This is a genomic window from Ehrlichia chaffeensis str. Arkansas (assembly GCF_000013145.1).
Lineage (GTDB): Bacteria > Pseudomonadota > Alphaproteobacteria > Rickettsiales > Anaplasmataceae > Ehrlichia > Ehrlichia chaffeensis.
The window spans coordinates 1,161,422-1,176,248 of sequence record NC_007799.1; the positions used below are offsets into that span (position 1 = coordinate 1,161,422).

Consider the following 14,827-nt stretch of genomic DNA (forward strand, 5'->3'; position numbering starts at 1 on the left):
AAATAAAAATAGTGGCAAAAGAATGTAGCAATAAGAGGGGGGAGGGGGGAACTAAATTATTATTTGCCATATCCCTTACTACCACTTACACCAAATAATCTGACAAATACAACAGTTCAAACAAAGGTAAACAATTCTTAAATTTGTCTTATGAGAACCATTGATATCTTATATTAAAAACTAGCTTATAACTTGTCTTTACATTGCAGTTCTACTATTGTTAATTTATTTTCACTATTTTAGGTGTAATATGAATTGCAAAAAATTTTTTATAACAACTGCATTAGTATCACTAATGTCCTTTCTACCTGGAATATCATTTTCTGATCCAGTGCAAGGTGACAATATTAGTGGTAATTTCTATGTTAGTGGCAAGTATATGCCAAGTGCTTCGCATTTTGGCATGTTTTCTGCCAAAGAAGAAAAAAATCCTACTGTTGCATTGTATGGCTTAAAACAAGATTGGGAAGGGATTAGCTCATCAAGTCACAATGATAATCATTTCAATAACAAGGGTTATTCATTTAAATATGAAAATAACCCATTTTTAGGGTTTGCAGGAGCTATTGGTTATTCAATGGGTGGTCCAAGAGTAGAGTTTGAAGTGTCCTATGAAACATTTGACGTTAAAAATCAGGGTAATAACTATAAAAATGATGCTCACAGATACTGTGCTTTAGGTCAACAAGACAACAGCGGAATACCTAAAACTAGTAAATACGTACTGTTAAAAAGCGAAGGATTGCTTGACATATCATTTATGCTAAATGCATGCTATGATATAATAAACGAGAGCATACCTTTGTCTCCTTACATATGTGCAGGTGTTGGTACTGATTTAATATCCATGTTTGAAGCTACAAATCCTAAAATTTCTTACCAAGGGAAGTTAGGTCTAAGTTACTCTATAAACCCAGAAGCTTCTGTATTTATTGGTGGACATTTTCATAAGGTGATAGGAAACGAATTTAGGGACATTCCTACTCTGAAAGCATTTGTTACGTCATCAGCTACTCCAGATCTAGCAATAGTAACACTAAGTGTATGTCATTTTGGAATAGAACTTGGAGGAAGGTTTAACTTCTAATTTTGTTATTGCCACATGTTAAAAATAATCTAAACTTGTTTTCATTATTGCTACAGTAAATAAAAATAGTGGCAAAAGAATGTAGCAATAAGAAGGGGGGGGGGGGACTAAATTGCTATTTACCATATCCCTTATTATACCACTTACACTAAATAACTTGACAAATACAACAGCTTCTGGAAAAACAAACAATACTTAAATTTCTCTTACAAAAACCATTTATATCTTGTACTAAAAACTAGCTTATAACTTGTTTTTACATTGTAGTTCTACTATTGTTAATTTATTTTCACTATTTTAGGTGCAATATGAATTGCAAAAAATTTTTTATAACAACTACATTAGTATCGCTAATGTCCTTCTTACCTGGAATATCATTTTCTGATGCAGTACAGAACGACAATGTTGGTGGTAATTTCTATATCAGTGGGAAATATGTACCAAGTGTTTCACATTTTGGCGTATTCTCTGCTAAACAGGAAAGAAATACAACAACCGGAGTATTTGGATTAAAGCAAGATTGGGATGGCAGCACAATATCTAAAAATTCTCCAGAAAATACATTTAACGTTCCAAATTATTCATTTAAATATGAAAATAATCCATTTCTAGGTTTTGCAGGAGCTGTTGGTTATTTAATGAATGGTCCAAGAATAGAGTTAGAAATGTCCTATGAAACATTTGATGTGAAAAACCAGGGTAATAACTATAAGAACGATGCTCACAAATATTATGCTTTAACCCATAACAGTGGGGGAAAGCTAAGCAATGCAGGTGATAAGTTTGTTTTTCTAAAAAATGAAGGACTACTTGATATATCACTTATGTTGAATGCATGCTATGATGTAATAAGTGAAGGAATACCTTTCTCTCCTTACATATGTGCAGGTGTTGGTACTGATTTAATATCCATGTTTGAAGCTATAAACCCTAAAATTTCTTATCAAGGAAAGTTAGGTTTGAGTTACTCCATAAGCCCAGAAGCTTCTGTTTTTGTTGGTGGACATTTTCATAAGGTGATAGGGAATGAATTCAGAGATATTCCTGCTATGATACCCAGTACCTCAACTCTCACAGGTAATCACTTTACTATAGTAACACTAAGTGTATGCCACTTTGGAGTGGAACTTGGAGGAAGGTTTAACTTTTAATTTTATTATTGCCACATGTTAAAAATAATCTAAACTTGTTTTTATTATTGCTGCAGGTAAATAAAAATAGTGGCAAAAGAATGTAGCAATAAGAGGGGGGGGGGGGGGACTAGTTTATAAGTGCTGTTTTTCTCACCTTTACACATGATACTATACTTAACCAGTTTTTTTGCTATTACTTACCTGACGTAATATATTAAATTTTCCTTACAAAAGTTACCGATATTTTATACAAAAATTTATATTCTGACTTGCTTTTATATGACACTTCTACTATTGTTAATTTATTTGTCACTATTAGGTTATATATGAATTACAAAAAAGTTTTCATAACAAGTGCATTGATATCATTAATATCTTCTCTACCTGGAGTATCATTTTCCGACCCAGCAGGTAGTGGTATTAACGGTAATTTCTACATCAGTGGAAAATACATGCCAAGTGCTTCGCATTTTGGAGTATTCTCTGCTAAGGAAGAAAGAAATACAACAGTTGGAGTGTTTGGACTGAAGCAAAATTGGGACGGAAGCGCAATATCCAACTCCTCCCCAAACGATGTATTCACTGTCTCAAATTATTCATTTAAATATGAAAACAACCCGTTTTTAGGTTTTGCAGGAGCTATTGGTTACTCAATGGATGGTCCAAGAATAGAGCTTGAAGTATCTTATGAAACATTTGATGTAAAAAATCAAGGTAACAATTATAAGAATGAAGCACATAGATATTGTGCTCTATCCCATAACTCAGCAGCAGACATGAGTAGTGCAAGTAATAATTTTGTCTTTCTAAAAAATGAAGGATTACTTGACATATCATTTATGCTGAACGCATGCTATGACGTAGTAGGCGAAGGCATACCTTTTTCTCCTTATATATGCGCAGGTATCGGTACTGATTTAGTATCCATGTTTGAAGCTACAAATCCTAAAATTTCTTACCAAGGAAAGTTAGGTTTAAGCTACTCTATAAGCCCAGAAGCTTCTGTGTTTATTGGTGGGCACTTTCATAAGGTAATAGGGAACGAATTTAGAGATATTCCTACTATAATACCTACTGGATCAACACTTGCAGGAAAAGGAAACTACCCTGCAATAGTAATACTGGATGTATGCCACTTTGGAATAGAACTTGGAGGAAGGTTTGCTTTCTAACCTGGCAGTGTGTAGTTTCTATTTTAGTGTGATTTCTACAATAAAAGGTAAGTTGAGTTCATTATAGGTAGCTAGTAATTATTTTTTTCATAAACCTAGTTTTTTTACACACATTGTAATTATTAGTTAAAAGTAAACAGAGCTTTTACAGTACTTTATTAGTTTTAGCATAAAAACTACTTAGAGTCTTTATGTAGCAAGATATAGAACGCGGTTTATTATGTAAAACACAAGCCACCAGTCTACAGTTACACAACAGCATAACTGTAGCAGTACAGAAATAATGTAAGGCATATACCTACACCAAACACCAAAATTAGAAGTTCCAATTAACCAAAACAAACTGTAATGTAAAGTCTTATTATACAATATAAGGACAAAAAATTTATGTTTATAAAATCCTATAGTGTAAATCTCATACCAACTTCCCAACCAAAATAATCAGTATCTAAAGTAGCAGATGCTGAAGTAGTTTTAGGCACATTCGTTAATGTGGCAGGATGATAAGCTATTTCTACTCTTTCATACCTATTACCTATAACCTTATGATAATAACCTCCACCAAATAACATAACATTAACACTCACAGGATAGTTAACCCCAAATTTCACTTGATAAGAAAATTTAGGCAATGATATTCCCAAAAATTTTATGTAATCTGCTCCAACACCAGCACACATATATGGTGCTAAAGGAATACTACCATGAGCAATATCATAACAAAAGTTCACATTAAGAGATTTATCAATAACACCATCATTTTCTAACACTATAAACTTATTATCTTGAACAGTGGACTCACGAGATAGAGCAAAAAACTTATGGCTTTCTCCTCCTTCAGGATACCACTGTCTTTCGGGTTCAAAATTTTCATAAGCACCTTCAAACTCTACTCTAAAATCATTAACATAATATCCAATAACACCACCAAACCCAGCAAAATTGCTTGCATATGTAGGATTATACGCTTGTGTAAAACCTGCATGGTCACTAATGCTAGATTTATCAAGGCCTAAAGCAAAAATACTTTTTGTGAGTCCAGGAAGTGTTTCTTCAGCTGAAAAATTACTGAAATTAGGAACACCAACTTTATATTGAGTACCTACATAAAATCCCTTTCTCCCTTCAGGAACGTTTGCATCAGAAAAAGAATTATCAGGCAAGAAAGAAAGCAATGTAGCCAATGCAACACCTACAACAAATTTTTTGTAATTCATCTTACATCCATTAATAACAAGGTAAACTATGGTAATTTACTATGACAAACCATGCCAAGTCAAGTAATTGTACACAATTCCACTTATTACATAATAAATGCATAACAGTAATACACAGGAATGAAATTTTACCTTTCTCAATAGTCAGCTACATGTAAGATATTTCAGCTGTTTTGGTAATTCTATACAAATACCTTTATACCAATTTCTGCACCAAAATATTCCATATCCAGCTTAGCTGCTGTTGAAATATTAAGAGGATTGGGTAAGGATACATATTGCACAGGAATATTATTATACTCATTACCAACCACTCTATGATAATATACATCAAAAAATAACAACATATCCTGAGACATTAAATAATTGATTCCAAGTTTACTGTTAAAAGAAGGTTTAAATCTAATTGAGTCAAAAATTTTAATAATATCTTCTCCAATACCCACACAAGAAAAAGGAACAATATTAGTATCAACTGCAAAATCGTAACAAATATTTAGTATAGTTGAATAGAATTCTACACCATCATTTTTTAAAACAAAATAGTCATACAATGTAGGTGGATTGGATCTGACTAAAGCAATGTGCCTATAATTATTATCTACTAAATGATTTCTAGTATCTATCACATCAAATTTCTTATAAGATCCTTCAAGTTCTACTCTTAAATTCCTAAATGAATACCCAAATATAAAAGACAATCCAAAAATATTATTGTCATATTTTGGAACATATTCTTCTGAGAAATTGAAGTTATTAAAATCTTTCATAGCTTTATCAGCATCTAATAAAATATCACTTTTTAAGCCTACAACCCTATCAGTTTTTACACCATTTATCCTATATGTTTCACCTATCGAAAAACTACTAAACAGAGGAGCACTCAATTTATAAGAAATCCCTAGAAAAACAGGTTTTAACCTGCTGTTCAAAGAATCTGATACATCTAATGAACCTGAAAAACAACAACAAGGTACCAATAATAACATCAATATTATTACTGAAATCCTATATCTCATAAGTTAATTTACCCAGTAACAATAAATAATTATTAATTATATAGTAAAAATATTAATAATATAATAAAGGTAAATTTACTTATGCACATATTTTATTAGATACATTTTTAAAGCATTCATATACAATTGCTATACACAACTCAGATCATAAAACAGAAATCCTATACACACAACACCATTCAAAACATAACAATCAAAATCATATTATAAATACTAAAGCTGTTTTACACCATTAAACTTTACAAAAACTAATATAACTTTACTATAAATACTCTGTTCTATTAGGTGAGCGTCTTGTAATAAAACTGATATACATATGTATAAGCGATATATGTACCAGTAGATGATATTTTAGAGTAATACTGTACCCCTTCAATTTGCAAGAAAACCATAGGGATAAGATAGAAAAAATATTGTTTTTATACATTAACTAGTATATATAGGTTATACACGTGTTATTTAATGTTAGGTAAAACAATGAATGATTTAGATCTTTATAATGAAACAAACATATCAACAGAGACTGCAGATTACAGTCACCTTCCTACTTCACATTTAATGAATGCACTCAATCATGACTGTGTTTCTAGGTTTGAAGTTAAATTATCTCCAACATCTGTGGATAATGAATACTCTGTCGAATTCACATTTGAACAATATAAAAACAATGCAGAACAAGATCTATTGAAATTAATAGTAGGAGAATTTGGAGTTAATTTTGACCCAGAACATCATAAGTTATCTTTAATCGATGGTGATACTTCTGTAATACTAGAAGAAGACATGATAAATTCATGTTTAAGTTGCATAAAGGTAGTACAAAAAGACCATTCTGCAGAATAATCTACGTATTTTTATATATAAAAATTTTAATAAGGAAGGGCCTATTTTTTATTGACTCACAAAAAGTTTACTAATTCAAATAGGGTCCTTTCACATAATTCATCGATTACTTACCCTAAATACAACGCACATTTCATGTACTAATCAGCAGGTTGAAAACAACGTGTGATCAGATCACCTGTACAATATTAATTTACTATACTACTTAAATTAAATTTGTGACATATCAGGATTATAAACTATTTTATCTCAATTCTCACCCAAAATGTAGCATTATTACATATTCATATTTAAAAATTTAAATATAAGTATCTTAAGTAAACTTTGATATACATTATTCCTGATTCGAAAGAAATAGTTTAGGATCTTTGGTAATTTATTTTTTTTATCAAACAAAATATATTGTTTTATTATATTAACAAGATATAATAACACTATTAATAAAATTTAGGTAAGCTATAATGGATATTTTTGGCAATGAATTCGATGTTCACGTTAACGCAAACGGAACAGAGTACGCAGGAAAAATGAGTATAGACAGCAATGGTGATTTCGATGTCAATCTCGACTTACAAGATGGTGTGGGAACTTTAGGCCATCTCTCTGGACACATATCTCAAAGTGACGATGCTGCTAATTATATTATTGAGTATATATTTGACCAATGTATAATTTATCCAGAATTACCTGTTTTACATTCATTTAATGGACAAATAGTATCTCCTGCTGAAGAAGGTAGCATTATTTTTGACAATGGTGATAACATTCAAATTTCATTACATGGCTTACAAGAGCAACCAGAAGAAGCTATACCTGCTGCAGAAGTAGAAGAAGCTGTACCAGCAGAAGCAGCTATACCTGCTGCGGAAGTAACAGAAAATCAACAATAATACTTTTCGTAGGTATCTTTGTTTTTTATTAAAAATTAGTTAATAAATAAATACTTGTAAGGTGGATGCTTGGTTTTTGCAAGTATTCACATTATAAGTAGTAATGTTGAGATGTGTTGGAATTGATTTAGTAGACTCTTTTATATTCATGTAGGGATTAACATCTTTATGAGTTTGGCTATTTTCTAAAAAAATTTTCACATATATCGTCTAATTTATAAGTCTTGTATTAGTCATCATAGTACTTTATGCATAATCAACTACATGAGATTATCGTGTTACATATGATTCTTGACAACATATGAAACCCGAAAACATTTACATAGCCTATTGCTAATTTTGTTGTACTTTTATCTTATTTAATCATATAATTCACAACCTAATAAATTAAATGTTAATTTAATTATGCTCAGTATTGCACACAAGATCTTTGGCTCAACAAACAGCAGGATAATAAAATCATTTCATAAAGTAGTTCAGGATATAAATGCAATAGAACATGAGATTCAACTTCTTTCTAATGAAGCATTAAAACATAAAACCATAGAATTCAAAGAAGAACTCAAAAATGGAAAAACCTTAGATGATATTCTAGTACCAGCCTTTGCTGTGGTAAGAGAAGCCTCAAAAAGAGTACTAAATATGAGGCACTTTGATGTACAGCTTATAGGTGGAATAGTCCTACATAAAGGAATGATATCCGAAATGAAAACGGGCGAAGGAAAAACTTTAGTAGCAACACTAGCTGCATATTTAAATGCATTAGAAGGAAAAGGAGTTCATATAGTAACAGTAAACGATTATCTAGCAAAACGTGACGCTGAATGGATGGGAGAATTATACAGTGCATTAGGAATAACAGTTGGATGTATACTCACTGAAACAAATGACTTAGAAAGAAAAAACGCTTATAACTGTGACATATTATATTCAACAAACAATAACCTAGGCTTTGACTATTTGCGTGATAACATGAAATTTTCTAGAGATGAAATGGTGCAAAGGGGATTTAATTACGCAATAGTCGATGAGGTCGATTCAATATTAATAGATGAAGCAAGAACTCCACTAATAATCTCCGGACAAGTCGACCAAGATATCAAAATGTATAAAAAAATAGATAATCTGATATATGAATTAGCAGAAGAAGATTATGAACTAGAAGAAAAAAACAGAAATATCTTTTTAACTGAAGCCGGAATAACAAAAATTGAAAATTTATTAATCCAGCATAATCTTATTTCTTCCAATACATCTTTATACGACATAGATAACATCATAATCATGCACTACATCACTCAAGCATTACGTGCGCATAAAATGTTTGCTGTAGATAAAGATTATATAATTAAAGACGGCAACATAGTAATTATAGATGAATTCACAGGCCGTATGATGGATGGAAGAAGATATTCAGACGGATTGCATCAAGCCCTTGAAGCAAAAGAAAAATTAAATATCAATAGTGAAAACCAAACACTAGCTTCTACTACATTTCAAAATTACTTCAGAATGTACACAAAACTCTCTGGCATGACAGGCACTGCAGAAACTGAGTCAGAAGAATTCTTAGGAATATATAACTTACAAGTTGTACAAATTCCAACAAATATACCTGTTCAAAGAATAGACTTAAATGACGATATATATTGTACAGAAGAAGAAAAATTCAATTCCGTCATAAAATTTATTTCAGAATGTCATAAAAAACTACAGCCTGTACTAGTAGGAACAGTCAGTATCGAAAAATCAGAGATGCTATCTAAACTATTAACAAAAAATAAATTAAAACACTCTGTATTAAATGCACGTTACCATGAACAAGAAGCGTATATAATAGCACAAGCCGGCATACCTGGAACAATCACAATTGCTACAAACATGGCTGGTCGAGGTACAGATATACAGCTTGGAGGAAATTTAAAAATGCTAGCAAAAACAGCACTTGCTAACATTACAGACAAAGAAGCAATAGAAATAAAATACAAACAACTCACAGAAAAAGTAAACAGAGATAAAGAAATAGCAATACAAGCTGGAGGGTTATGTGTAATTGGCACAGAACGTCATGAAAGCAGAAGAATTGACAATCAATTAAGAGGAAGATCTGGTAGACAAGGAGATCCAGGGCTATCCAAATTTTTCTTATCATTAGAAGATGACTTATTAAGAATATTTGGCTCAGACAAAATAAAAGGAGTTCTTCAAAAGCTAGGCATGAAAAAAGATGAAGCTATTCAACACACATGGATAAGCAGATCTATTGAAAAAGCACAACACAAGGTTGAGTCAAGAAATTACGATATTAGAAAATCTCTATTAAAGTTTGATAATGTAATCAATGAACAAAGAAAAGTTGTTTTCGACCAAAGAAATAAAATTTTAGATAGTGATTCCTACGATATTTCAATCATATATAGAGATCTCAATAGTGATATAGTAAATAGTATAATACATGACAAGTACTACAATTTAGACGATGATACATATAAAGCATTATCATCTGAATTCACAAGAATATACAATATCACCTTGGATTACAGCACTATCAGTAATTTCGAAAGTAAAGACAAAGTTTTAGAACATCTAAACGAAACTGTTGATGAACATTTTGCACAAAAAATAGAAGAATTTACATTAAAAGATCAAAAAGCATGGGACCATGTAGTAAAAAAAGTCATGATAATGTCATTAGATTACTTATGGAGAGATCACCTTGCTGCACTAGATAGTTTAAAATGTGGGATAAACTTAAGATCCATAGCACAAAAAGACCCATTAAATGAGTTTAAAGCTGAAGCATTCTCTATGCTTGAGAATATGATGAGCAAGTTTTATGAACTAATAATACAGAGATTATCCCATTTGAAGTTTGATATAGAGTTAAATGATACACAAAGAATAGAATATAATATCCATCATTCCAAAATTTCACGTAATGAAAAGTGCCCATGTGGATCAGGAAAAAAATTCAAACATTGTCATGGTGCTTAATCTTTAGTTGCTTACATATTGTATGATAAACACAATTGTTTCATACCGTTGGTAACTGCAAAACTTTCTATCAAAGGAATAAACTATATTACAACCCTAAAAGTTTGTCTATTTATTCAGTTTTATAAAACCATAGAAAACACACATTCGATATTTTTATAGCAGAAATAAAATTTCATACCATAGCCACTTAATTAAAAATGCATCCACAAAGTATAATAACAACACAAACAACACCAAATTTATTATTTGTATTGGACAAACAGAACTCTTTATCCATGGATACAATTCCTATTATTCCTTCTTCTTGTCCAGAGTAGTAAAAAAGACGCAAGATCATTATATTTCATTCTAGTATACCAAGCTATAGGAGGTATTCACAGAACAAAATTATGTATCTAACTAATATCTCAACTATAGCTTACATTTTGAAATTTTTCGTATAAAAATTTATTTTTCTATAGATGCCATTCTCTCTTGATCAACATAAACATACTTATATGTTTTTCCTTCATCTTGAAAAATTTTATAATCCTTATTAAAAGAATCCCTAATCATATTAGCATCTGTACCATTGTGCAGAAGAATACTTACAACAGGTTCATCATTAACCCCTGCTCCTTTTGATGGATCTGTCAATAGCAAATTATGTTCATCAACTAATAAACAAGCATCAAATCCACTTAATATAGAAATCAGAAAAGTTTTATTAATCGATGTAACATTTTTTATATCTGTCGCAGGATCATGATGTTCAAGAGTAATTTGTAAATCACATTTACCACAATATACATCACCATAAACTCCATTTGTACCATGATTTATTATATTAATTACACCCTTATCCCCTGTTACATCATTAGCAATATCCCCACTAGCATAATACTCATCTCCTTGAGCATTGATGTGCAATTTGCCATGATAAACATCAATATTAGAATGACCATTTTGTTGTATTAAAAAGTCAACCTGACAAAAATCATAATCTGTATTCATAATAAAGCCCACATTATATTACTTACAGATCAATATACCACAATTATAAAAAAATTAATATAAATATTTATTTTACAATAAAGCATTAATACATATTAATACTAGAATACAATTAGTATTTTACTTACATATTCCAATCCTTATTATACTTATAACAATATTGTACTATCAATTAATACCGCTTCAACATAATCAATATACTATGATATTTTTTGTAGTTTGCTTATATTATAACTTTCAATTCAAGTTCAATTTTACGTTGTAAAAAATCACTTTTAAATTATTAATATTAATATAAATATTATGCCATAAATTTATTATTAGTTAAATATACATACTTAATTTATTCCATATTAATCAAATCATTTGCATTATTTTATTGACGTAGTATATTAAGTTATCTTTATTATGTGTTCAGTATGTCTTTAAATATTTGTTTACCAGACCAATCCTTACTAAGACCCAGAATTACAGTTTTTGGTGTAGGTGGTGCTGGTGGTAATGCTGTAAATAACATGATACAGTCTAATCTGCACGGCGTTAACTTTGTAGTAGCTAACACAGATGCACAAGCATTAGAACTTTCCTTGTCAGAAAAGAAAATTCAGCTAGGTATCGGATTAACAAAAGGACTAGGAGCAGGATCACTTCCAGAAGTGGGTAGAGGTGCTGCAGAAGAGTCAATAAATGAGATTATTGAGGAAATCTCAGATAGCAATATGCTGTTCATAACTGCTGGAATGGGTGGAGGAACAGGAACAGGCGCTGCTCCTGTAATTGCCAGAGTTGCCAAGGAGAACAAAATTTTAACCATAGGAGTTGTTACAAAACCTTTCCACTTCGAAGGGGCACATCGAATGAGGACAGCAGAATTTGGGTTAGAAGAATTACAAAGGTATGTTGATACTCTCATAGTAATTCCTAATCAAAATCTATTCAGGATTGCTAATGAAAAAACAACATTTGCAGATGCATTCAAACTTGCAGACACTGTCTTACATACAGGTGTTCGTGGCATCACTGACTTAATGGTAATGCCAGGGCTCATTAATCTAGACTTTGCTGATATTCGAGCAATAATGAGTGAAATGGGCAAAGCAATGATGGGTACAGGAGAAGCTGAAGGAGAAAATAGAGCTATAGCCGCTGCCGAAGCAGCTATATCCAATCCTCTATTAGACAACATTTCAATGAAAGGCGCAAAAGGCATATTAATTAATATCACTGGCGGATTGGATATGACTCTATTTGAAGTTGATGCAGCTGCAAATCGTATAAGAGAAGAAGTAGATAGTCACGCTAACATAATATTTGGATCAACGTTTAATAAAGAAAGTGAAGGGAAAATTAGAGTATCTGTCTTAGCAACAGGAATAGATAATGAAGAAGTAGTAATACAAAATAAGAGTGCATTAAAAGATAAAGAAGCTCATAATGATAAGTTATCTGAAACATCAAGTAAACCTTTCAACCCGCTAGACAACGAAATTGCTTATTATAAACCAAGCAACCCGGGAGAAGATATGATTCATTCCATAAATCATACAAAAAAACAAGATCACAATATAGAAAACCAAAAATCCAACAATAAAATTCCCGAATCAGCTTATAAAATGCAATTTAATAAGAATGAATATTGGGATGAGGAATCATTTAATATACCAACTTTTTTAAGAAAAAAATAAGGTATAATGTCCTACTGGCTTTTAAAAACAGAACCCCAAGATTTTTCATGGGATGATATGGTGCGTGATAATGTTACTGTATGGGATAATGTGTTAAACTATCAAGCTCAAAATTATCTAAAAACAATGAAATATAATGATCTTGCATTTTTTTATCACTCTGGAAAAGAAAAAGGAATAATAGGAATTGTATCCATAGATAAAGAATTTTATTTGCCCAATACAAATAATAAATTTGGTGTTGTTGAAGTTAAAACACATATAAAACTAAATAAGACTGTCTTTTTGAAAGACATAAAATCAAATCCAACATTAAAAACTATGTTAATTCTAAAACAACCACGTCTTTCAGTTTCTCAAGTAACAGAACAAGAATGGAATTGTATTTTACATTTAGGTGAGACTATCTTATGATTGAAATCAATATTTACTATAGGAAGTGGTATAATATAATAAATAAGCCAAAAAGTTTTATAAAAAAAATTATTAATACTTCTCTAATAGATTTAAATATTTATGAATACAAACCTACAATTTCTGTTGTGCTAGCAAACAATAGACTACTACAAAAACTAAATTATGAATATAGGAAAAAAAATAAACCAACAAACGTACTATCATTCCCATACAATAAATTAAATAAGTATTGTTATTTAGGAGAAATTTTTGTTTCATTAGACACTCTTATAAACGAATCTACTGATTTAAATATACCAATAGAACATCATACATCTCATATGCTCATTCATGGACTATTACATATCTTAGACTATAACCATGAAGAACCATTAGAGCAATACATTATGGAATCTATTGAAATTAAGTTACTAGATAAACTAGGCATAAAAAATCCTTATGTTCCACGTGAAACATAAGCACTAAAATTTGTATTTATCATCAATTCACAATCAAAATTCGTATTATATTTTCATTAATAGTACTTAAGAATAAAAAATTCAGTGACACCATTCTGATCTTATATATAATTTAAAAAAACATGTAAATTATCTGTATGAGCAAAGCTTTTGCTATAGTAAATCAAAAAGGTGGTGTAGGAAAAACAACAACTAGTATAAACTTATCAACAGCTTTTGCTATAGTAAACAAAAAAACTTTGCTTATAGATTTAGATCCACAAGGTAATAGTAGTACTGGGTTTGGAATTACCTATGAACAAAGAATAAATACAGTATATGAAGTATTGGTCAACAATTTACCTATATCATCAACTATTATAAAAACTGAAATACCAAATTTACATTTACTACCATCAACCGTAGATTTATCTGCAGCAGAAATCGAATTAACACAAGTGCAACAAAGAGAATTTATTTTAAAAAAATCTCTATCCGAAGTAAAAAATTCATACGACTATATTTTTATCGATTGTCCACCATCTTTAGGTTTACTAACAGTAAATGCATTGATAGCAGCAGACTCAATCATAATTCCTCTACAATGCGAGTTTTTTGCCTTAGAAGGACTTAGTCATCTAATGAAAACCATAGAAATAGTAAAAAAACACCTAAATCCACTTCTATCAATAGAAGGAATTATTTTAACTATGTATGACAAAAGAAATAAGCTAAGTGAACAAGTAGAAGAAGATATTAGAAAATATTTAAAAGAATCTGTATACAAAACAGTTATTCCTAGAAATGTAAGACTATCTGAAGCCCCATCTCATGGAAAACCTGCTATTATTTATGATTTTAAATGTGCAGGTTCTCAAGCATATATATATCTAGCAAAGGAAATACTAAGAAAACAAAAAAAATATTAGGTATTCAA

13 protein-coding genes are annotated in these 14,827 nt (G+C 30.5%); 10 read left to right on the top strand and 3 right to left on the bottom strand.

Annotated features, from left to right (window positions below; translation table 11 throughout):
- The first annotated feature begins 250 nt into the window (after window positions 1-250).
- The 3 genes from ECH_RS04615 to ECH_RS04625 all read left to right on the top strand — a co-directional run bounded on the left by ECH_RS04615 (window position 251) and on the right by ECH_RS04625 (window position 3,392).
- A complete protein-coding gene (locus ECH_RS04615; RefSeq protein ID WP_011453034.1) occupies window positions 251-1,087 on the top strand; it encodes a P44/Msp2 family outer membrane protein in 837 nt (278 codons plus the stop codon).
- Window positions 1,088-1,395: 308 nt separating this feature from the next.
- Window positions 1,396-2,238, top strand: coding sequence for a P44/Msp2 family outer membrane protein (locus tag ECH_RS04620; protein WP_011453036.1), 843 nt, complete (start codon window positions 1,396-1,398; stop codon window positions 2,236-2,238).
- 308 nt (window positions 2,239-2,546) lie between these two features.
- On the top strand, window positions 2,547-3,392 hold the full coding sequence (locus ECH_RS04625; protein ID WP_011453037.1) for a P44/Msp2 family outer membrane protein: 846 nt from the start codon (window positions 2,547-2,549) through the stop codon (window positions 3,390-3,392).
- A gap of 401 nt (window positions 3,393-3,793) precedes the next feature.
- Here ECH_RS04625 and ECH_RS04630 read toward each other — a convergent pair whose 3' ends face one another.
- Together ECH_RS04630 and ECH_RS04635 are read right to left on the bottom strand one after the other, a co-directional pair.
- Window positions 3,794-4,609: a P44/Msp2 family outer membrane protein gene (locus ECH_RS04630; protein WP_011453038.1), complete on the bottom strand. Its 816-nt coding sequence runs from the start codon at window positions 4,607-4,609 to the stop codon at window positions 3,794-3,796.
- A gap of 182 nt (window positions 4,610-4,791) precedes the next feature.
- Window positions 4,792-5,628: a P44/Msp2 family outer membrane protein gene (locus ECH_RS04635; protein ID WP_011453040.1), complete on the bottom strand. Its 837-nt coding sequence runs from the start codon at window positions 5,626-5,628 to the stop codon at window positions 4,792-4,794.
- A 477-nt stretch (window positions 5,629-6,105) separates the two neighbouring features.
- Here ECH_RS04635 and ECH_RS04640 point away from each other — a divergent pair, with 477 nt between their 5' ends.
- The 3 genes from ECH_RS04640 to secA all read left to right on the top strand — a co-directional run bounded on the left by ECH_RS04640 (window position 6,106) and on the right by secA (window position 10,355).
- Window positions 6,106-6,471 carry a hypothetical protein gene (locus ECH_RS04640; RefSeq protein WP_143485407.1) on the top strand — a complete coding sequence of 122 codons (366 nt, stop codon included), beginning with the start codon at window positions 6,106-6,108 and terminating at the stop codon, window positions 6,469-6,471.
- Window positions 6,472-6,932: 461 nt separating this feature from the next.
- On the top strand, window positions 6,933-7,361 hold the full coding sequence (locus ECH_RS04645) for a hypothetical protein (RefSeq protein WP_006010646.1): 429 nt from the start codon (window positions 6,933-6,935) through the stop codon (window positions 7,359-7,361).
- Window positions 7,362-7,766: 405 nt separating this feature from the next.
- Entirely contained in the window at window positions 7,767-10,355 is a 2,589-nt protein-coding gene (secA, locus tag ECH_RS04650; protein ID WP_006010644.1) for a preprotein translocase subunit SecA, read from the top strand.
- Between the two features lie 450 nt (window positions 10,356-10,805).
- On the opposite strand, the gene ECH_RS04655 is transcribed toward secA, so the two are convergent.
- Window positions 10,806-11,351 (bottom strand): hypothetical protein, encoded by a 546-nt coding sequence (locus ECH_RS04655; protein WP_044233249.1) that lies wholly within the window; start codon window positions 11,349-11,351, stop codon window positions 10,806-10,808.
- A 419-nt stretch (window positions 11,352-11,770) separates the two neighbouring features.
- Here ECH_RS04655 and ftsZ point away from each other — a divergent pair, with 419 nt between their 5' ends.
- From ftsZ to ECH_RS04675, 4 genes are all read left to right on the top strand, one after another.
- On the top strand, window positions 11,771-13,036 hold the full coding sequence (gene ftsZ, locus ECH_RS04660) for a cell division protein FtsZ (protein WP_011453045.1): 1,266 nt from the start codon (window positions 11,771-11,773) through the stop codon (window positions 13,034-13,036).
- Between the two features lie 6 nt (window positions 13,037-13,042).
- Window positions 13,043-13,450 carry an EVE domain-containing protein gene (locus ECH_RS04665; protein WP_006010636.1) on the top strand — a complete coding sequence of 136 codons (408 nt, stop codon included), beginning with the start codon at window positions 13,043-13,045 and terminating at the stop codon, window positions 13,448-13,450.
- Complete coding sequence (gene ybeY, locus ECH_RS04670; RefSeq protein WP_006010634.1) at window positions 13,447-13,911, top strand: rRNA maturation RNase YbeY; 465 nt, start codon at window positions 13,447-13,449, stop codon at window positions 13,909-13,911. Before ECH_RS04665 ends, ybeY begins: the two co-directional genes overlap by 4 nt.
- A gap of 137 nt (window positions 13,912-14,048) precedes the next feature.
- Window positions 14,049-14,819, top strand: a complete 771-nt coding sequence (locus tag ECH_RS04675; RefSeq protein WP_006010632.1) for a ParA family protein — start codon at window positions 14,049-14,051, stop codon at window positions 14,817-14,819.
- Window positions 14,820-14,827 lie beyond the last annotated feature (8 nt).